18 protein-coding genes and 1 pseudogene are annotated in these 20,592 nt (G+C 69.6%); 17 read left to right on the top strand and 2 right to left on the bottom strand.

Annotated elements, in window-relative coordinates; all coding sequences use genetic code 11:
• From ACOJVU_RS16700 to ACOJVU_RS16650, 11 genes and pseudogenes are all read left to right on the top strand, one after another.
• A pseudogene (locus ACOJVU_RS16700) lies at positions 1-231 on the top strand (transposase); the annotation flags it as partial.
• 305 nt (positions 232-536) lie between these two features.
• Complete coding sequence (locus tag ACOJVU_RS16695) at positions 537-1,517, top strand: Acg family FMN-binding oxidoreductase (RefSeq protein ID WP_421530785.1); 981 nt, start codon at positions 537-539, stop codon at positions 1,515-1,517.
• Between the two features lie 45 nt (positions 1,518-1,562).
• The gene (locus tag ACOJVU_RS16690; protein ID WP_421530784.1) at positions 1,563-2,402 is read left to right on the top strand and encodes a universal stress protein; all 840 of its coding nucleotides are present in this window, start codon (positions 1,563-1,565) and stop codon (positions 2,400-2,402) included.
• Positions 2,402-2,689: a DUF1918 domain-containing protein gene (locus ACOJVU_RS16685; protein ID WP_421530783.1), complete on the top strand. Its 288-nt coding sequence runs from the start codon at positions 2,402-2,404 to the stop codon at positions 2,687-2,689. The genes ACOJVU_RS16690 and ACOJVU_RS16685 overlap by 1 nt, the downstream gene beginning before the upstream one ends.
• A gap of 206 nt (positions 2,690-2,895) precedes the next feature.
• Complete coding sequence (locus ACOJVU_RS16680) at positions 2,896-3,126, top strand: hypothetical protein (RefSeq protein ID WP_407686860.1); 231 nt, start codon at positions 2,896-2,898, stop codon at positions 3,124-3,126.
• Between the two features lie 100 nt (positions 3,127-3,226).
• Complete coding sequence (locus tag ACOJVU_RS16675; RefSeq protein ID WP_421530782.1) at positions 3,227-5,281, top strand: erythromycin esterase family protein; 2,055 nt, start codon at positions 3,227-3,229, stop codon at positions 5,279-5,281.
• A gap of 132 nt (positions 5,282-5,413) precedes the next feature.
• Entirely contained in the window at positions 5,414-6,199 is a 786-nt protein-coding gene (locus tag ACOJVU_RS16670; protein ID WP_421530781.1) for a universal stress protein, read from the top strand.
• A gap of 46 nt (positions 6,200-6,245) precedes the next feature.
• On the top strand, positions 6,246-7,097 hold the full coding sequence (locus tag ACOJVU_RS16665) for a universal stress protein (RefSeq protein ID WP_421530780.1): 852 nt from the start codon (positions 6,246-6,248) through the stop codon (positions 7,095-7,097).
• Positions 7,098-7,202: 105 nt separating this feature from the next.
• Positions 7,203-7,874 (top strand): hypoxia response regulator transcription factor DosR/DevR, encoded by a 672-nt coding sequence (dosR, locus tag ACOJVU_RS16660; RefSeq protein WP_421530779.1) that lies wholly within the window; start codon positions 7,203-7,205, stop codon positions 7,872-7,874.
• Positions 7,875-8,059: 185 nt separating this feature from the next.
• A complete protein-coding gene (locus ACOJVU_RS16655; RefSeq protein WP_421530786.1) occupies positions 8,060-9,709 on the top strand; it encodes a GAF domain-containing protein in 1,650 nt (549 codons plus the stop codon).
• A 91-nt stretch (positions 9,710-9,800) separates the two neighbouring features.
• Complete coding sequence (locus tag ACOJVU_RS16650) at positions 9,801-10,673, top strand: universal stress protein (protein WP_421530778.1); 873 nt, start codon at positions 9,801-9,803, stop codon at positions 10,671-10,673.
• Between the two features lie 23 nt (positions 10,674-10,696).
• Here the strand turns inward: ACOJVU_RS16650 and ACOJVU_RS16645 are convergent, their stop codons facing one another.
• On the bottom strand, positions 10,697-11,512 hold the full coding sequence (locus tag ACOJVU_RS16645) for a universal stress protein (RefSeq protein WP_421530777.1): 816 nt from the start codon (positions 11,510-11,512) through the stop codon (positions 10,697-10,699).
• 150 nt (positions 11,513-11,662) lie between these two features.
• A complete protein-coding gene (gene otsB / locus ACOJVU_RS16640; RefSeq protein ID WP_421530776.1) occupies positions 11,663-15,439 on the bottom strand; it encodes a trehalose-phosphatase in 3,777 nt (1,258 codons plus the stop codon).
• 184 nt (positions 15,440-15,623) lie between these two features.
• Between otsB and ACOJVU_RS16635 the strand changes: the two genes are divergently transcribed.
• From ACOJVU_RS16635 to ACOJVU_RS16610, 6 genes are all read left to right on the top strand, one after another.
• Positions 15,624-16,511 carry a universal stress protein gene (locus tag ACOJVU_RS16635; protein WP_421530775.1) on the top strand — a complete coding sequence of 296 codons (888 nt, stop codon included), beginning with the start codon at positions 15,624-15,626 and terminating at the stop codon, positions 16,509-16,511.
• Positions 16,512-16,551: 40 nt separating this feature from the next.
• The gene (locus ACOJVU_RS16630) at positions 16,552-18,084 is read left to right on the top strand and encodes an AAA family ATPase (protein WP_421530774.1); all 1,533 of its coding nucleotides are present in this window, start codon (positions 16,552-16,554) and stop codon (positions 18,082-18,084) included.
• 21 nt (positions 18,085-18,105) lie between these two features.
• Positions 18,106-18,255, top strand: a complete 150-nt coding sequence (locus tag ACOJVU_RS16625; RefSeq protein ID WP_421530773.1) for a hypothetical protein — start codon at positions 18,106-18,108, stop codon at positions 18,253-18,255.
• Positions 18,252-19,388 carry a 6-phosphofructokinase gene (locus ACOJVU_RS16620; RefSeq protein WP_421530772.1) on the top strand — a complete coding sequence of 379 codons (1,137 nt, stop codon included), beginning with the start codon at positions 18,252-18,254 and terminating at the stop codon, positions 19,386-19,388. Before ACOJVU_RS16625 ends, ACOJVU_RS16620 begins: the two co-directional genes overlap by 4 nt.
• Positions 19,385-19,666: a pentapeptide repeat-containing protein gene (locus ACOJVU_RS16615; RefSeq protein WP_421530771.1), complete on the top strand. Its 282-nt coding sequence runs from the start codon at positions 19,385-19,387 to the stop codon at positions 19,664-19,666. The genes ACOJVU_RS16620 and ACOJVU_RS16615 overlap by 4 nt, the downstream gene beginning before the upstream one ends.
• Positions 19,667-19,873: 207 nt before the next feature.
• Positions 19,874-20,592 (top strand): wax ester/triacylglycerol synthase domain-containing protein (locus ACOJVU_RS16610; RefSeq protein WP_421530770.1); only part of this gene is annotated, 719 nt, incomplete at its 3' end.

Here is a 20,592-nt window from a genome sequence, read left to right as displayed (position 1 = left end):
CGGCTGGACTTGCAGGCAGCCAATACTGGCTGGCTGCATCATCACGACGTCGATGATCCGCCGAAGTCCAGCCGTAGTGCACCAGCACGCAAGCGGCGAGGCCGCAGACATCCGCCCTCGCGGAGGTCCGTGGCGCGTATCAAAGCCCGGCGTAAAGCCAAAACCATGATGCGACAGAGCCGCTCGGCGCAAACCTCCACTACCGACCAGCCCACGGCGATCGCCGCATGAACGGCCATCGAGACAGCAGGTCCGCACGAGGAATCCCCGCAGTTCACTGCGGGGAGGACGTCAAATGCATCAGGATTCGCTGAATCTTCCCAGTAACAACCACGTTGGGTGTATACGAGAAGGCCTCCCCATCGTTTGCCGCCTGACCCGTCGCGCCATAGAGACGAAAGTCAACGGCCGCCGGGTGCGGGGCCCAATGACGCGGCCCCGGGGACCAAGGACTCTGGCAGCGCCGGCCCGGATGGCCGAAGGTCGAAGGCAGGCGAAGGCATCAGGCGAAGGCATCAGGCGAAGGCAGGTGACGAATGACCCGGACGACGGTCGACACCATGGTGGTCAAGGGCGCGGTGGAGTCGGCGTGCCGCGCTCCCTCACTGCACAACAGCCAGCCGTGGCGCTGGGTGGCCGGCGGCGCGGCCGTCGACCTGTTCGCCGACCCGCACCGGATCGTGACCGCGACCGACAGCTCGGGCCGCGAGTCGATCATCAGCTGTGGGGCGGTGCTCGACCACTTCCGCGACGCGATGCTCGCCGCCGGCTGGGACACCGAGGTCGACCGGTTTCCCAATCCCAGCAACCTCGACCACCTCGCCTCGATCGGGTTTGCCCCGGCCGACTACGTCACCGACGCCCAGCGCGAGCGCGCCGCGGCGATGGCGCGGCGCCGGACCGACCGGCGCCCGTTCGGCGCCCCCGAGGACTGGGCGTCGATCGAGCCCGCGCTGCGCAGCGCGTTCGACCCCGGCCTGGCCACCCTGGACGTGCTGTCCGACGAGGCGCGGCCCCGCCTGGTGGAGGCGTCCCGGCTCACCGAGGTCCTGCGCCGCTACGACGACCTCTACCATCACGAATTGCGTTGGTGGACGGCGCCGTTGCGGGAATCCGAGGGGATACCCGGGGGCGCGTTGCCCTCCGTTTCGCAGGGTAGCGACGTCGACGTGAACCGCCGCTTTCCCGCCGACGGGCATGCCGGAGACTCGCCGGCCGCCCAGGACGAGGCCAAGATCGTGGTCCTGTCCGGCTACGGCGACACCCGCGCGGACTGGCTCGGCGCCGGGGAGGCGCTGTCGGCGGTGCTGCTGGAGTGCACCATGGCCGGGCTGGCGACGTGCACGGTCACGCACATCACCGAGGTGCAGGCCGGCCGGGACATCGTGCGGGGACTCCTCGCCGACCCGGCGATGGTGCCGCAGGTGTTGATCCGGGTCGGCGCGGAGCCCGCGGGCGAGCCCCCCGAACCGACGCCGCGCCGGCCGTTGGGCGACGTGCTGCACCTGCGGAACTGAAACCCTCTCGACACACGAACGCCCTCGATCGCTAGGAGCTCTGCGATGTTCGACTCATACTCGCCCAAGTCGGTGGTCGTCGGTATCGACGGATCACAGGCGGCGATCCGGGCCGCGTGCTGGGCGGTGGACGAGGTCGCCGGGACCGATGTGCCGCTGCGCCTGCTCCACGTCGCCCGCACAGACCCGGGTGCCGGCCCGCTCGAGGCCAGGGTGGCATTGGCGGCGGCAGAGGAGGTCGTGCACGAGGCGTACAGTGCCGTCGAGGCCCTGGGCAGACCCGTCAAAGTCCAGACCGAGGTGCTCGACGGCGAGCCGGTGCCGACGCTGGTCGCGGCCTCGCGTTCCACCGGGTTGCTCTGCGTCGGCGACACCGGGGCCGCGCAGCATCCGGAGGGCTGGCTGGGTTCTACCGCAAGGGAATTGGCGCAGTCGGCGCACTGCTCGGTCGTCATCGTCAGGGGCGCGCGCCACGGCGTGGACGCCACCGACCGGCGCTGGATCGTCGCCTGTGTGGACGGGTCGCCGGAAGACGTCGACGTGCTGGACCTCGCGCTCGACGAGGCGGAGCGCCGGCATGCCCGGCTGCGGGTGGTGACCGAGCAGGAGCCCGGCGGGGCCCCGGGCGGCAGCGGTGGCGTCCTACTCGATCCGCATCTGGTGCGCTGCCTGGACGGTCATCCCGACGTGCACATCGACACCGCCGTGCTGCGCGGTCCCTTCCGCGACTACCTCGCCGAGCAAGCCGCGTTCACCCAACTGGTCATGGTCGGCGCTGCCCGGACCGCCGAGGTGCGCCAGCTGCTCGGCCCGGACGGCGCCCCCGCGCTGCGCGGCAGCGACTTCTCGCTGCTCATCGTCGGGCCCGAGCGGCCGGGCCGCTGATGAAGGCCCGCGTCGGCGACTGGCTGGTCGTCAAGCGCAGCACTGTCGGCCAGCCGGACCTGCGCGGGTTGATCACCGCCGTGCGCGCGCCGGACGGGGCGCCGCCCTACCGCGTCCGCTGGCTCGCCACGGGCGAGGAGGCGACGGTGTACCCGGGCCCCGACGCGCTGGTCGTCACGGCCGAAGAGCAGCGGGCCGCCGACGAGCGGGCGCGGTCGCGGTACGCCGCGGTGCAGGCCGCCATCCGGCAGCGCGCGGACGCCGGTCGCGGCGGCGCCCCGGATTAGCTGCTGCGTCGCGAATTCCGAACGCGCGTCGCCGCGCAACGGTTGACAACGAACCGGACACGCCGATGTCGCGGTTTGTCGGCGCCCCGTGCCGGACGCCGCCCGGCCCACTAGCCTGAGACGGTCCAACAGGTGACTTCAGGCCCTATGGGCGGGGTGGTCGCCGCCGCGATGATGAAACCACCCTGCACATAAAGGAAATTCGTATGTCCCCGACGGTAAGCGGTCTGCACTTGCTGACGGACTCCGACGTCGACGCGCTCGCCTGGCAGTTCATGCACTCGGACTATGCCGACGACATCTACGCCGACTGGCCGCTGGACCGGCGTCTCGACGGGTTCCTCCGGCGCCAGGGTCTCACCCGTCTCACCGAGGACGGCGACGCATACGACCTCATCCTCAACCGGGTCATGGCCTACATCGGGGTGCGCGCGTAAGCCCGGGACTTCGGTCCCTATCGCCGCCGCCGGCGGACTGGTCGGATGGATGTGTCGATGGTGACGTCGACGGTGATCGCAGACCCAGGAGCGGTGCCCCATGACCAGAGCAACCGATGTCGCCCGGCACTCGCCGCGGCGGGTTTTCCGTGACCGGCGCGAGGCCGGCCGGGTGTTGGCGAGCCTCCTGGAGGCCTACCGCGACCAGCCCGACGTGATCGTTCTGGGCCTGGCCCGTGGCGGAGTGCCGGTGGCGTGGGAGGTGGCGGCCGCGCTGCATGCTCCGCTGGACACGTTCGTCGTTCGCAAGCTCGGTGCTCCCGGCCACGAAGAGTTCGCCGTGGGGGCGCTGGCGAGTGGAGGCCGCGTCGTGGTCAATGACGATGTCGTGCGGGGCCTGCGCGTCACGCCGCAACAGATGCGCTACATCGCCGAGAGGGAAGGCCGGGAGCTCGCGCGACGCGAGGCCGCTTACCGCGACGGACGACCGCCCGTCGACGTCACGGGCAAGACGGTCATCCTCGTCGACGACGGCCTGGCCACCGGCGCAAGTATGTTCGCGGCCGTGCAGGCGCTTCGGGAGGCGCAGCCCGCCCGCATCGTGATCGCGGTGCCCGCAGCCCCGGAGTCCACGGTCCGCGAATTCGCGAGCCTGATCGATGACGTCGTCTGCGCGACGATGCCGACGCCGTTTCTCGCGGTCGGAGAATCGTTCTGGGATTTCCGGCAGGTCACCGACGAGGAGGTCCGCCAGCTGCTCTCCACCCCGACCACGGAGCCGACCGCCAAAGCGGCGACGACAAGCGTTGCGGCTCCCAGCGCTGCCGAGGTGCTCGCCGGTGTGGCCATCGACGCCCCCGGCGGCGTTCCACCACTGGCCGCCCTGGAGGAGCTGATCGGCGACGCGCGGGTCGTCCTGATCGGCGAGAGTTCGCACGGCACCCACGAGTTCTATGAGGCCCGCGCCGAGATCACCAGGTGGCTCATCGAGGAGAAGGGCTTTTGCGCCGTCGCCGCGGAGGCGGACTGGCCCGACGCCTACCGGGTGAACCGGTATGTGCACGGCATCGGCGACGACACCACCGCCGACGAGGCCCTGCGCGGGTTCGAGCGCTTCCCGGCCTGGATGTGGCGCAACGTGGTGGTCCGCGACTTCGTCGACTGGCTGCGCGAACGCAACCGGCGCCTCGAGTCCGACGGACTCCGTCAAGCCGGGTTCTACGGCCTGGACCTCTACAGCCTGCACCGCTCGATGCACGAAGTCATCGGCTACCTGGACAGGGTGGACCCCAAGGCGGCGGCGCGGGCCCGCAGCCGATACGCCTGCTTCGACCACGCCTCGGCCGAAGACGGCCAGGCGTACGGCTTCTCGGCGGCGTTCGGCGCGGGACCGTCGTGCGAGAAGGAGGCCATCGACCAGCTGGTCGACATCCAGCGCAACGCGCTGGCCTATGCGCGCATGGACGGGCTGATCGCCGAGGACGAGCTCTTCTACGCCCAGCAGAACGCGCAGACGGTGCGAAACGCGGAGGTCTATTACCGCGCGATGTTCAGCGGGCGTGTCACCTCGTGGAACCTGCGGGACAAACACATGGCGCAGACACTCGATGCGCTGCTCGAACACCTGGACCGCCACCACGACGTGCCGCCAGCGCGGATAGTGGTGTGGGCGCACAACTCTCACGTCGGCGACGCGCGGGCCACCGAGGTGTGGGCCGATGGGCAGCTCACCTTGGGCCAGCTTGTTCGCCAGCGGTACGGCAAGGAATCGCGGCTTATCGGGTTCAGCACCTACACCGGCACGGTCACCGCGGCCGGCGAATGGGGCGGCATCGCCGAACGCAAGGCCGTGCGGCCGGCGCTGCACGGCAGCATCGAAGAGCTCCTGCACGAGACCGGCAAGGCCGCCTTCCTGGTCTCGGCCCGACTCACCCCGGGCGCCACCGAACCGCTGAGCACCGTCCGGCTGGGCCGTGCCATCGGCGTGATCTACCTGCCCGCCACCGAGCGGCAGAGCCACTACTTCCACGTGCGGCCCGCGGATCAGTTCGACGCGATGATCCACATCGACCGGACCCGGGCGCTGCAACCTCTGGAGCCGACGAGCGTCTGGCTCGCCGGTGAGACACCGGAAACGTACCCGAGCGGCCTGTGATGGAGGCATCCGCCGGGCCGGCGCGCTTCGCGCGGGGACGAACGGCGTCACGGGTGAGGTCCAACGGCCCCTTCGCGACGGCCCACGGCGCGCTAGCCTGACATGCAGGCACAGAATGAACCGGGAGCCGAGATGAACCAGCCGGACGCCAAGTCGGTGGTCGTGGGCATCAACGGCTCGCGGGCCGCGGTCAACGCCGCGAAATGGGCTGTTGACGAGGCGCGCAGTCGGCAGTTGCCGCTGCGCCTCGTGTATGTCGTCGCCGAACAGGGCGTCGCCGGCCAGGGCGCGGGACCCGGGTCCGAGCCCGCCTCCGAGCGCGAGGTCGAGCGCGGCGAGACGGCGCTGTCGGAAGCGGAGTCCGCCGTGCGGGGCGAACACAAGCCGGTCGAGATGGAGACGGCGATTCTCTCGGGGGATCCGGCGCAGGTCCTGGTCGACGCATCGCAGGAGGCGGCGCTGGTCGCCGTGGGCACCGCGCGGCGCGGATGGGCGACCGACGGTCTGCTGGGCCCCACCGCCGCCGGCCTGGTGGCGAACGCGCGCTGCCCGGTGGCCGTCATCCGCAGCAATCCGGATGGTTCTCCGACGCAGCTCGGGGTAATCGCGGTGGTGCTCAACGACGATCCCGACAACGACGAGGTCGTGCACCGGGCCATGGAGGAGGGACGCCTCCGGCAAGCCACCGTGCGGCAGATCGACCGGCGACTGAACAGCTGGGTCCGGCGCTACCCGGACGTCCCCGTGCAGACAGTCGCCGCGGGTGCCGGGATGAAGCCCGACGAAAGCCACGGCACTGCAATCGAATTGGCTGTCGTGGGCGGTGCCGACGCCGATCGGATGGCCGGACTCGCCACTCCCAACTGCCACCCGATCGTCGGCTATCCCGACTGCTCGGTGCTCGTCGTCCGCCAATAGGCTTTCCGGGTCCACAGGGAACGAGTCCACAGGGAACGAGTCCGCAGTGAACGAGTCCGCAGTGAACGAGTCCGCGCAACCCCGGTCGGTCGTCGTCGGCGTCGATGGCTCGAAAGCGGCGCTTGGCGCTGCGTTGTGGGCCGTCGACGAGGCCGTCAGCCGCGGTGTCACCCTGCGCCTGCTCAGCGCGGTCGCGCCGGGTGAGTCCCCGGACGCCGCGGAACGCGCGGTCAACCACGCGATCGCCGCCATCGAGGCGACGAGTGCGCCGCCGAAATTGGACACCCGCGTCACCGCCGGGCCCGCGGCCCGGTCGCTGATCAGTGCCTCGGCGTCGGCGGACCTGCTGTGCGTGGGCGCCGTCGGGTTGCGTCACTTCCAGCCCGGTCGGCTCGGTTCCACCGCCGCCGCCGTGGCCACGGCGGCGCACTGTCCCGTGGCGGTCGTTCGGGGCCGTGACCACCAACCCGGCCGGCCCATCGGTCCCGCTGCGGCGATCGTCGTCGAACTCGGCGGGTTCACCGACAGCGAAGACGCCGACGTCGTGCTGGCCGCCGCGATCGGGGAGGCCCGACTGCGTGACGCCGCCCTGTATGCGCTCGTGCACGGCCCTACGGGCGATGCGGGCGCCGCGTGGCCGGACGGCGACCACCGGGCGCTGGCCGACCTGGATCGCCGGCTGGCCCGGTGGACACGGCGCTACCCGGACCTGCGGGTGCAACCGATTGTGGCCCGGGGCGGTCTGCTGGAACATGTGGCCCACCACCGGCCGATGCAGTTGGCGGTCGTCGGTGCCCGCAACCGGCAGCGCCTGGCCGAACTCGTCGGACCGGTCGGCAGTGCGGCATTGCAGGCTGCCGACTGCTCGTTGCTCGTCGTCAACCGGCGGCATCTCTGAGTGCTGACGGCGCTCGGCCGTACGGGATCGATACGGGATCGGTATGGGATATTGGGTCGGTGGTCGGTCGAGGACCCGTGCCACGACCGGCAGGAAGGACTCGCAATGGTCAAGGTTTTCCTGGTCGACGACCATGAGGTCGTTCGTCGCGGTCTTGCCGACCTGCTCGCCTCCGATCCTGAGTTGGAGATCGTCGGCGAAGCCGGCTCGGTCTCGGAGGCCAAAGCCCGGATACCGGCGCTGCGGCCCGACGTCGCCGTGCTCGACGTGCGCCTGCCCGACGGCAACGGGATAGAGCTGTGCCGTGACCTGGTGTCGGATCACCCGGACTTGCGGTGCCTGATGCTGACGTCGTTCACCTCCGACGAAGCCATGCTCGAGGCCGTCCTGGCCGGAGCCAGCGGCTACGTCGTCAAGGACATCAAGGGCATGGAGCTGGCGCACGCCATCAAGGAGGTGGGCGCCGGGAAGTCCCTGCTGGACACCCGCGCGGCTGCCGCGCTGATGGCCAAGCTGCGCGGCGCGGCCGAGCGCGAGGACCCGCTGTCCGCGCTGACCGAGCAGGAGCGCACACTGCTCGGGCTGCTCAGCGAGGGCCTGACCAACAGGCAGATCGCCGCCCGCATGTTCCTGGCCGAGAAGACGGTGAAGAACTACGTCTCCCGGTTGCTGGCCAAACTGGGCATGGAGCGGCGCACCCAGGCGGCGGTGTTCGCGTCGAAACTGGATCGGGGTTCGGGCGTGCCGCACGCACCGACGCGAATACCGCCCGACTGACCGCAGCTCCCCTGGCAAATTGGGGCTAAGCTCGCCAAAGGCACTTCCGCACGGGATGGCTCATCACCGCTGTTTCCCGACGCGCTGTGCTGGAGGTTTGCTTCTATGGAGGTATCGGGTCCGTGACAGGCGAGGAGCGCGGCTCTGCTTTCGCCGGGCTCGGCCAACCCGGGCTGGTCGGTAGGATGCACGAGCAGCTCGATGAGCTGCTCTCCGCGCGTGACCAGATGGAGCAGCTGCTGCGCGTGATCGTCGAGATCGGTGCCGGCCTGGACCTGGACTCCACGCTGAGCCGCATCATCGCCGCGGCCCGGGAACTGACCTCGGCCCCCTACGGCGCCCTGGCCATCCGGGATCCCGACGGCAATCTGCTCTCCTTCGTCCACGAGGGGATCGACGAGGAGACGGCCGCGCGCATCGGACACCTGCCGGTCGGCAAGGGCCTGCTGAGTCTGTCGCTGATGGACACGCCCGCGCTGCGCATGGACGACCTGACCCTGCACCCGGCCTCTGCCGGGTTTCCCGAGCACCACCCGCCCATGCGGGCCTTCCTCTCCGTGCCCATCACGATCCGGGAGACCCTGTTCGGCAACCTGTATCTCACCCACGACGACCCGGCGCGGTCGTTCTCCGAATCCGACGAGGTCGCCGCCCGCGCGCTGGCGTTCGCCGCCGCGGTCGCCATCGACAACGCGCAGGTGTTCGAACGCGAACGCACGGCGGTCAAGTGGATGGAGGCCAGCCGCGAGATCACCACCGCACTGCTGTCTGACACCGAGCCGCACCGGAGCCCGCTGCAGCTGATTGCTGACAGCGCGCGGGCCCTGACCGGCGCCGAGCGGGCGATCGTGCTCGTCCCGGTCGACCCCGACGTCCCCGCCGATGACGTCGATGCGCTGGTGGTCGCGGCGGCCGTGGGAGCCCACGACGCGGACGTGATCGGCCAGCAGATCCCGGTCGGCACGTCGACCGCAGGCGAAGTTTTCCAGTCCGGCGAACCGCTGATCACCGACTCGCTGCAGTACCCGATCCAGGTGTTCGCCGACGCCGGGCAGCGCCCGGCGATCCTGATGCCGCTGCGCGCCCACGACGAAGTGCTCGGGGTGATCGCGATCGCCCGCCGCGCCGACCAGCCGCCCTTCGACGAGGGCTATCTGGACGTGGTCAGCGATTTCGCCACGCACGCCGCGGTAGCGCTCGTGCTGGCGTCGGCCCGCGACGACGCGCGCCGGCTTACCATTCTGGCCGAACGCGAGCGCATCGCCCACGATCTGCACGACCACGTCATCCAGCGGCTGTTCGCGGCCGGCATGGACCTGCAGGGCACGCTGGCGCGGGCGCGGTCGTCCGAGGTCGCCGACCGGCTCAACCGCACTCTCGACGATCTGCAGACCATCATCGAGGAGATCCGGACGACGATCTTTCAGCTGAAATCCCTGCCGGGAAACAACGGGGACTTCCGGCGCCGCATCCAGCGCGTGATCGCCGACCTGACCGAGAACCGCGACATCGTCACCACGGTACGCATGCACGGGCCGATGACCGTGGTGGACGGCGAACTCGCCGACCACGCCGAAGCGGTCAGTGCGGAGGCCATCAGCAATGCGCTGCGCCACTCCGGGGCGTCGCGGCTGACCGTCGAGGTCAGCGTCGGAGACATGTTCGTCCTCGACGTCGTCGACAACGGCTGCGGCATCCCGGCCGGCAACCGCCGCAGCAGCGGGCTTGCGAACATGAAATACCGCGCCGAGCAACTCGGCGGCGCCTGTGAGGTCACCAACCCCCCGGAGGGCGGCGCCCGGATTCACTGGGTCGCCCCCCTGACGAATCAGTAAACGGCCGACCGCCGACCATCGGCGGTCGGTCACGGATCGATCCGCCATCTGGAGATCGACTTGCCCCGGGATTGACAGCGAGGAGCGCGAGATGGCTTACCAGCCAGCAGGGTTCGGCGTTTTGGTGTGTGTCGACGGATCGGCGGCATCCGATGCCGCGGTGGCCTGGGGGGTCCGCGAGGCCGCACTGCAGCAGCTGCCCGTCACCCTGTTCCATGCCGTTGCGCCCGTCGTCGTCGGATGGCCGGCGGGCCAGTTGTATGCCGAGATTCCCGCATGGCAGCAGGAAGAGGCGCAGCGCGTCCTCGAGCAGGCTCGCGCGGCGGTGACCGCTGGTCTGGGCGGTGCCGAGCCGCCCGAGATACGCACGCAGCTGGTGCATTCCGGCGTGGTGCCGGCTCTGGTCGACGCCTCTGAAGGTGCGTGGATGGTCGTGGCCGGCAGCCAGGGGATGGGTGCGCTGGGGCGCCTGCTGCTGGGGTCGGTGACCGCGGGCCTGCTCCATTACGCCCATTGCCCGGTCGCGGTCGTCCATTCCGGTACCGGTACCGATCCCGGCGCACCCGTGCTGCTCGGGATCGACGGGTCGCCCGCTTCGGAGCAGGCCACGGTCCGGGCCTTCGACGAGGCCTCCCGTCGCGGTGTCGGATTGGTGGCACTGCACGTCTGGAGCGACGTCGCGGTGTTCCCGATCTTGGGGATGGACTGGCACGAGCGGGAAGCCGAGGGCCAGGAGATTCTCGCCGAGCGCCTGGCCGGCTGGCGGGAACGGTATCCCGATGTGCACGTCGAGCCGAAGCTGTTCTGCGACAAGCCCGCCCATTGGATCTTGCAGGAATCCGAACGCGCCCAGTTGGTCGTGCTCGGTAGCCGTGGACGCGGGGGCTTCCCTGGCATGCTGCTGGGTTCGGTCAGCTCGGCGGTGGCGCAGTCGGCGCGGGTGCCGGTGATCGTCGTCCGCTGACGATCACCGCCACTGCGTACCGCTCACCGCACGACGAGCACCGAGCACCCGGTGTGTGCGTGCACGCGCCCCGGGGTCGGCCCGACGATCCGGGCGACGGTGCCGGCGTCGGCACCGCCCACGACCGCGAGCCGGACGGATTCCAGGGTGTGGGCGAGGAACTCGGCGGCGCCGCGCCGCGCAGCGGCCGGCATGACGTGCACCTCCGGGTACCGGGAGACCCAGGGCCCGAGCCGATGATCGAGCTGGCGGTAGGGGATCTCACCGAACCCCCAGCGCCACGCGCCCATCGCCAACACCGGCGCCCCCCGCAGCCGCGCCTCGCGGAATCCGTGTTCGAGCACCGCGTCGTTGCCGGGGGAGTCGTCGACCACGACGGCTACATATCCGGAGTCCGGTCGGGTTTCGGCGCGGTCGCAGCGGATGATCGCCACCGGGCACTGCGCCCCGCGGGCCATGGCATCGGCCGTCGAGCCGAGGACCTTGCTGGCGATACGCCCGATTCCCACCGACCCGATGCACACCAGCGCCGCGCCCCGCGACTGCTCGATCAGCGCACCCTCGGGCGACCCGCGCACAATCTCGCATTCGACCTTCAGCGGCTCGCCCAGGGCTTGCAGCGCCGTGTCCGCGGCGCGCAGCGACGTCTCGGCGTATTCGACGTCGAGGCCGTCAGCTGACTCGCCCCGGTCGGTATGCCGCTGTGCAACGGCATGCACGAGCCGCAGCGGCATGTTTCGACTGACGGCCTCGGGGACCGCCCACGTGGCCGCGTTGATCGCCGCGTCCGATCCGTCGACACCGACCACGATCCGCTGTGCGGGCTGCGGATTGTTCATCGCGTACTCCCGGTCTGCTGGGCCACCCGGGCGATTGCCCGGGTCGTCGATTCATGACACTAGGCGCGGGTTCCCCCGTTCAGCAGGGCCGATAGGCCCCCAATTCCCGGGCGAATAGTCACCTGACGTCGAGATCACCTGACGTCGAGATCACCCGACGTCGATCGTGCGCCCGGGCAGCAGATCCTGCAGCCGGCCACGGCATTCGACCGTGACCGGTCCGGTGTTCTTTGCCTCAGAGGTCAGTGCGCCCGCTCGTCCGCTGATCCGCAGGTGTAGACGCTGGCCCCGATACAGGAACGGGAATTCGATCGGGCCCAACCGCTGCGGCCAGTGTGGGTTGACTATCAGCCGCTCGTCGCGTGTCTCCAGCCCGGTGAAGCATCGTTGCAGCAGATCGACGCTGCCGGCCATCGCCGCCAGGTGTATCCCTTCGGAGGTCGTACCGCCCTGGATGTCGAGGACATCGGAGCTCAGAACCTGTATGAAGTACTCCATGGCCTTGTGCCGATTGGAGCGGGCCAGGACCCACGCGTGCACGATGGCGCTCAACGTCGACCCGTCCGAGGTGCGCGCCAGGTAGTAGTCCACCGTCTTGGGAATCTGCCCGGGCGCGAAGCGGTAGCCGAGCCGGCCGAACAGGCCCAGCAGCTCGTCGGACGACAGCAGGTAGAACAGCATCAGCGCGTCGGCCTGCTTGGACGCCTGGTAGTTGTTGACGCTGTCGCCCTCGGCCTCCAGGATGCGGTCGAGTCGCTGGATGTTTCCGTACCGCTGCCGGTAGTTGTCCCAATCCAGCTCAGCCAGTTCCGGATAGCCCTCGAACTGACTGATCACAATGCCGTCGTCCGTGTCGTGGAAGGGAACGAACATGCGCCGGGTCACGTGTTGCCAGCGCTCGAATTCCTCGGCTCTCAGACCGACCTTTGCGACGAGGTCGAGGCGGTCCCGCAGCGTCAGCAGATTCAGCGCGTCCATCGCCCGCAGGATCACCCACACCGCCATCACGTTGGTGTAGGCGTTGTTGTCTATCCCGTCGTATTCCTTGCCCGGATAACCGGAATGGAATTCGTCGGGGCCGATGACCCCCCGGATGGCGTAGCGGCCCCGGCTGTTGTCAAAGGTGGCCAGACCAACCCAGAAACGTGCGATCTCGACCAGCATCTCGGCCCCGTAGTCGACGAGATAATGCCGGTCACCGGTCACCTGGTAGTACTGCCACACGTTGTAGGCGATGGCCAGGCCGACGTGATGGGCGCGCGTGCTGGCATCCGGAATCCACCGGCCCGACTGCGGATTGAGGTGCACTTCCTGGCTCACCTCACGCCCATCGCTACCCGACTGCCAGGGAAACATTGCGCCGCGATAGCCCGCCCGCCGCGCCGCGCGGCGGGCTTGCGGAAGCCGTCGATACCGATATTGCAGGAGCGACCGGGCCACGTTGACCAGGCGCACGCTTAGCACCGGGGAGACGAACAGCGAGTCCCAGAAGACGTGCCCCCGGTAGGCCTCCCCGTGCAGCCCGCGGGCCGGCACTCCGGCGTCGAGTTCGGCGGTGTGCGGGGACAGGGTCTGCAGCAGGTGCACCAGGTGCAGCCGGAGCACCCGCACCGCCACGACGTTGTCGCTCAGTCCGATGTTGCATTGTTCCCACAGCCGGGCCCACGCTCGGGCATGCTGTTCGTGCAGCTCGGCGTATCGACCGGCCGCCTCGAGGTACTGCCGGGCGCTGGCGGCCGGCTCGGAGATGGCACTGTCCCGGCCGGTGAAGATGGTGACGACCTTCTCGCACGTCAGCGACTGCCCCGCCGACAGCGCGACCCGGACGTCGTGCCCACCGCGGTTTCCTTCGCGCACGGCCGTGTACTGCGCGTCGGCGAGGCCGTCCTCGCTCCAGACGGTGCTGCGCGCGGCCATCGCGATCGCGATCCGTGATCGCGATGTTTCAGAGCGCAGTATCACCGAGTCGGACCCCATTTCGTCGATCGCCGCCCCGGTCAGGTGGGTGCTCGACAACGACCGGTAGCGCTCGACCATGGTGTTGCCCACGGCTCCGTCCAGCAGTGAGCGGAACTCGACCGTGCCCGACCAGTTCTCGGCGCCGAGCGTGGTCTTCATGGCGAGCACGTGGGGCTCGTGCATGGACGCGAACCGCTGCTGGGTCAGCGTCGTGATCTGTCCCGCGCTGTCGCGGAATCGAAGTGTGCGCGACAGCGTGGCGTGCCGCAGGTCGAATGTCTGCCGATAGGACAGCAAATCGACATCGTCGACGTGAAACCATGTGCTGCCATTGATTCGGAACGTCAGCGCCAGCCAGTTGGGCAGGTTGACCAGGCTTTCGTTTTCGATCACGCGGCCCGCGATCACATCGCCCAGTTGGTTGTACACACCGGCGGCGTAGGTGCCCGGGTAGTGCGATTCGGATGCGGCCGCCTCGGGTGCGCAACCGCGGGTGGCGACATAGCCGTTGCCGACGGTGCACAGCGCTTCGCGGAGACGTTCGGTACCGGGATCGTAGTCCTCGTAGACGAGCTGCCACGGATCGTCGGCCTCGGTGGCGGCGTTCTGCCGCAGATCTGCGGCCAGCCGCCGCAGGAATTCGCAGACGGCCGAAGGGGTTTCGAGGCTGAACAGCGCCGCCGACGGGCGATCGCCGTCCTCTTCGTGGCGCACCACGATTCCCACGCCGTCGAATTGCACCGCGTCGAAGGCGTCCTCGTCGGTGATGTCGTCGCCGATGTAGATCGGCAACACCGCGTCGGTACCGGCGGCGCCGTCGATTCCGTCGCCGTGTCCGTCGATGCGTTGCAGGAGCCAGTCCAGCGTCGCGCCCTTGTTCCAGTCGATGTCCGGGCGTATCTCGATGACCTTGCGGCCGGACGTGACCCGGAAACCTTCGGACCGGCCGAGTCGGCGAACCGCCGCGATGACCCCGTCGATGTCCGCGGGATCGGCATTGCGGTAGTGGACCGCCACGGCAAAACGCTTGTGCTCGACCATGAGCCCGGATACGTCACCGAGCGTCTCCACCAGCCGCTTGGCCGCGTCCGCCAGCGCGTCGATGACGCCCGCGGCGTCGGCGTTCTCGTGGTGGGTACCGTCTGGCGCGAGCAGTTCGAAACCGTGGCTGCCCGCGTACCACAACCCGTCGACGCCCACCCGGTCGCGCACGTCCGTCAGATCCCGGCCGCTGATGACCGCCACGGGGCAGAAGGCGGCCAGCGCGTGCAACGCCTCGGCGGCGCCGTCGACCAGTGTCGCCGCCTGGGGCTGCGCGACGGTCTCGGACAGCGTGCCGTCGAAGTCGAGGAACACTGCCGGACGACGGTTTGTCACCAGTTCTTTGAGCTGGCTGTAGACCTGGATGGCATCGGCGATTCCCGAGACGGCGGTGCCGCCACGGCGCACCGAGATTTCTGCGAGGTCGGCGATGACCGTGTCGGCCCCCCGCGCCAGCAGGTCGTCGGCGTCTTCGTTGCGCTGCAGACCGATGACCAGGCCGAACCCGCCGTCCCTGCCGGCCCGGATGCCGTGTTCGTCACGCCCGATCACCACGCAGCGGACGGGCCGCACGCCCAGCCGGCCTGCAAGTTCGGTCAGAAATGCCGACCGGTGTTCTCCAGCCAGGACGGCCATGTCGTCGTCGGCAAGGATGCTGACGAGTTCTTCGATCCCGGCGGCACGCAAAGCCTGCGCGCCGTGGTGGGTAGTCGAGTAGACCGCGGTCGCGGCACCGATCTCGCGCAGTCGGCGCAGCAGCGGCACGGTGGAACCGCCGAGCTCGACCTCGACCTCGCCTTCGACCTCGCCCTCGACGTCGCCCGGTCCGGAGTCGGTGGCCGGCCGGTCCTCGGTGACCACGCAGTCGAGGTCGAGGACCACCGCGTCGTGGTAGCGGCGGTCGATGGTGGCGGGCCATGTGGTCACCGATCTGACGATGCCACAGCGAGGCCCGCGATCGCACCCCGCGATCGAACCCCCGCGATCGAACCCCCGCGAACCGATCGGGGGCCCTTGTCCACGCGGTTGAGGACTCGCGGTTGAGGACTAAAGCCTCGCGTCCGACGGCCTTTCGCGACATAGTGTTTTCAGCGAACGAGGGGAGTTCGACATGTCCGCGCCCGCCAACCGGTACGGGATCCTCGCCGGCGTCGACGGATCGCCTGCTTCCAACGCCGCCGTCTGCTGGGCGGCGCGTGAGGCGGCGATGCGGCACGTCCCGCTGACTTTGGTGCACATGGTCAATGCCGCCGTGCCGATGTACCCGCAGTTCCCGCTGTCGACGGGCGTTTCGGCATGGCAGGAGGCAGAGGGCCGGCGCGTTCTCGAGCAGTCGGTCAAGATCGCCGAAGACGCCGTGCAGGCCGGCCGCACGATCCTCATCACCGATGAGCTCAGGTGCTCGCCGCCGGTGCCGACGCTGGTCGACATGTCCCAAGACGCGGAGATGCTCGTCCTGGGCAGCCACGGGCGCGGCGCGGTGAAGCGGATCCTGCTGGGCTCGGTCAGCACCAATGTGGTGCGCGGCGCGCACTGCCCGGTTGCGGTGGTCCGCGACGAGGATCTGCTGATGCCCCACCCGGGGCAGGCCCCGGTGCTGGTGGGGGTGGATGGCTCGCCGGCCTCGGAGCTGGCCGTGAGCATCGCCTTCGACGAGGCGTCCCGGCGCGGCGTGGATCTGCAGGCGCTGAACGTGTGGAGCGACGTCGGCGTGTACGAACTGCCCGGGGTGGACTGGTCCACGATCGAGGCCGAGGCTGCGCGCAGCCTCGCCGAACAGCTGGCGGGCTGGCAGGAACGCCATCCCGACGTCACGGTGCACCGCCTCGTCGAATGTGACCGTCCGGCAAGGCAGTTGATCGAAAAATCGGAGGGCGCCCAGCTGGTCGTCGTGGGCAGTCACGGCCGGGGCGGGTTGACCGGCATGCTGCTGGGTTCGGTCAGCAACGCAGTCCTGCACTCGGTCCGTATGCCGGTGATCGTTGCGCGGCCGCGTTGAGTCCGTGGCTACAGGGATGGCTACAGGGATGGCTACAGGGATGGCTACAGGGATGCCTCCCGCGAGCACTGCCGGGTCCGCGACGATGACCGTGGCGCCCTACGTCGAGGTACGCGAGACCCACACGGGTGTCGTCGTGCTGGCCGGCGACCGCGCCTTCAAAGCGAAGAAGCCGGTCTTGACCGATTTCCTGGACTTCCGGACACCGCAGCGGCGCGAACGCGCCTGCGCCCGGGAAGTCGAGCTCAACAGCCGCCTGTCACCGCAGAGCTACCTCGGTGTCGCTCACCTCAGCGACCCCACCGGAGGGCCCGCCGAACCGGTCGTCGTGATGCGCCGCTACCGCGACGAGGATCGGCTCGCATCACTGGTGGCCCGCGGCCCGGATGAATCCGTCCGCGGCGTGCTGGATGCCGTTGCCGCGATCCTGGCCGGCTTTCACGACCGCGCCGAGCGGAGCCCGCTGATCGGCGCCCAGGGCGAGGTCGCAGCGGTCGGGCGGCGCTGGGCCGAGAACCTGGCGGAACTCGACCGCTATGCGGGCATGGGAGTTCCCGGTGTCGCGGCCGGGCAGGTGGCGCGGCTGCGCCGCCTCGCCGAGGAGTTCATCGCGGGACGCGCGCCCCTGTTCGCCCGCCGTGTCGCGGCGGGAAACATTGTCGACGGCCACGGCGACCTGCTGGCCGACGACATCTTCTACGCGGACGGGCGCCCGGCGCTGCTGGACTGCCTCGAGTTCGACGACGAACTGCGCTACGTCGACCGCATCGACGACGCCGCCTTCCTCGCCATGGATCTGGAGTTCCTGGGCCGGGGCGACCTCGGGGACCACTTCCTGCGACGCTATGTCGCGCACGCGGCGGACACCGCGCCGCGTGCGCTGCCGGATTTCTACATCGCCTACCGCGCCGTCGTCCGGGCCAAGGTCGAATGCCTGCGGTACACCCAGGGCAAACCCGGGGCCGCCGCCGACGCCGCCCGCCACCTGGACATCGCGGGGCGGAACCTGGACAGCGCCACCGTCCGCCTGGCGCTCATCGGCGGCAACCCCGGCACCGGAAAGTCGACCCTGGCGCGGGGGCTTTCCGAAGAGATCGGCGCACAAGTGATCTCGACCGACGACGTGCGGCGCCGCCTGCGCGGCGCCGACGTCATCACCGGCGAGTCCGGTGTCCTCGACACCGGGTTGTACACCCCGGCCAACGTCGCGGCAGTCTACGACGAGATCCTGCGGCGGGCGCAGGAGTCGCTGGGCAACGGACAATCGGTGATTCTCGACGGCACCTGGCGGGACCCGCAGATGCGCGCACACGCGTATCGCGTCGCCGCCGAGTCGCATTCGGCGATCGTGGAACTCATGTGCTCGGCGACCACCGACCTGGCGGCTGACCGGATCACGACGCGGCGGCCGGGCAGTTCGGAGGTGACCCCGGAGATCGCGGCGGTGCTGGCCGCTCACGGTGCCGGACGGGCCGGTTGGGACAGCGCACACCGCATCGACACGTCCCGACCGCTCGCGCAGGTGCTGGCGGAGGCCCGTGGCCTCTGGGAGCGCGCGACGTTTCGACATTGATCTTCGACATTGATCAGGGTGATGGCAGGGGACTCCGATAGCCTGGCCACGGTGGCGGTGCGCAACGCGCGGCCGAAGTTCTTGATGAGCGGCGAGGTGACCATCGGAAACAAGCTGATCAGGCAGGGGCCCGGGTCCGCGCTTGACCGCCAGCCGCCGGGCCCCGCATGAGGAACCGCATCGAGCGGATCGCCGTGAGCACCGGAGGCGGGGACGCGCCCGGACTCAACGCGGTCATGCATGCGGCCACCCTGGCCGCACGCAACCGTGACTGGGAAGTCGTCGGGATCCGCGACGGCTTCAACGGCCTGCTGAACCCGGACGACTATCCCGACGGCGGGCTGATCGAGCTGACCCGTGACCGGGTGCGCGGCATCATCCACCAGGGCGGCACGATCATCGGAACCACCAATCGCGGCAATCCGACGGCTTTCCCGGTGCGCCGGCCCGACGGCACCTGGGTTGAGGTGGACCGCACGGGGGAGCTGATCGACCGGTTCGCCGAGCACCGGATCGACGCGCTGATCCTGGCCGGCGGTGACGGGTCGATGTCGATCGGCCAACGTCTGCACGACGCCGGGCTGCGCCTGGTCGGGGTGCCCAAGACGATCGACAACGACCTGGACAAGACCGTTGCGACGTTCGGGTTCGACACCGCCGTCGACTTCGCCTCGCAGTGCATCGACCGGCTGTTCACCACCGCCACGTCGCACGGCCGGATCATCGTCGTGGAGGTGATGGGGCGCTACGCGGGATGGATCGCACTGAACGCCGGCATGGCGTCTGGGGTGCATGCGATCCTGATCCCGGAGATTCCGTTCGATCTCGAACCGGTGGCTGCGTTGGTCGCCGACCGAGAACGGCACGGCGCGAAGTTCTCCATCGTCTGCGTCGCCGAGGGTGCACGGCCGGTCGGTGGGGACTTCTCGATCGTGGGCAGGTCGCCGGGGCAGGCCGAGCGGCTCGGCGGCATCGGCGACAAGGTGGCCGTCGCGCTCGAGGCGATGACCGGGCGCGAGGCCCGCACGGTCGTGCTCGGCCACCTGCTGCGGGGCGGTTCGCCCACCGCGTTCGACCGGTTGCTCGGCCTGCGGTTCGGCGCGGCCGCCGTGCGGGCCCTCGACGAGGGGCGCGACGGCGTGATGGTTGCCCTCGACCCGCCGACGGTCGACTACGTTCCGCTCGCCGAAGCCACCAGGCGGCAGAAGACGGTCCCCCTGGACTGTGACTCGCTGCTGACCGCGCGCGACATGGGGATCAACTTCGGCGATGAGATGCCCGGCCACACCACGATCGGGCGATGACGCCCGGGCCGTGTCATCGCAGCGGCGCCGGCTGCTGTTCGAGCTCGAGGATCTCGCGCATGGTGTCTCGACCGACCACCCGGTTTGAGGAAAACCTTGCCGGGCCAGGCGTTCTTTCCGCCGATGAGTGGCACGTCGCCGATGCCGATCTCGGCGATGTCGATCTCGGCGATGCCGATCTCGCCGATGCCGATCTCGCCGATGCCGATCTCGCCGATGCCGATTTCGTCGATGCCGATTTCGTCGATCGAGCTGTTCGCAGAAGTGAATGCCGGTGAACTCGACCGTGATCTTCTCGGGCATCTTCTCGGGATTACTCTCTGGCGCGTCACAGGGCTTTCGGAAGCGGGCTTGCGCGGCCAAACCGCTTGGGCGTCAGGCGATGACGCCATGGCGGCTCGCGCCGCCGCAGAGCATGCGTTTGGCATCGAAGGCGAGGACTTCCGGCCCTGATCGCGGGCGCTGCCGTGGCGGACAGTGATGGGATGGAGCAGCTGACCGTCCTGGATGCCGCGTTCCTGGAGGTCGAGGACGCCGACCCGCATGTGAGCCTCGCGGTGGGCGGGGTGTCGATCGTCGAGGGGCCGGCTCCGCGCTACGAGGATTTCGTCGCGGCATTCGCGGAGCGGGCCGCGACGATCCCGCGCTTGCGTCAGGTGCTGCGAACCCATCCGCTCGATCTGCAGCCACCGGAATGGATAGACGACCCGCACTTCGACCTGTCGCGCCACCTGCACCGGGCTGCGCTGCCGCACCCCGGCGGCGACGCCGAGCTCTTCGAGATGATCGCCGCCCTGATGGAGCGCCGGCTCGACCGCGAGCGGCCGTTGTGGGACTGTTGGATCATCGAGGGACTCGGCGACGAACGGTGGGCCGTGCTGACCAAACTGCACCACTGCATCGCCGACGGCATCGCGACCACGCAGATGATGGTGAGGTTCGGCGACGACGACGCCGGCACGTTCGGCACCGACATCGCCGGCAGTAAAGGCCCAAGGCGCCGGGGTGTGAACCTGGCGAGGATCAACCTGAATCCGCTGAGCTGGATGCGCGAAATCAGGCGCAGCGCTCTGGTGGCCGAACACGCCGCCGTCGGTGCCGCCGAGCTGACGGCCGGCCTGCTGCGGCCGGCGCGGCCGTCGTCACTGAACGGACCCCTCACGACGATGCGGCGCTACAGCGTGGCCCGGGTCCGGCTGGCCGA

It is taken from the genome of Mycobacterium sp. THU-M104, from assembly GCF_049197365.1.
Classification (GTDB): domain Bacteria; phylum Actinomycetota; class Actinomycetes; order Mycobacteriales; family Mycobacteriaceae; genus Mycobacterium.
The sequence above is the reverse complement of the archived record's forward strand: the minus strand, read 5'-3'. Positions and strand labels throughout refer to the sequence as shown.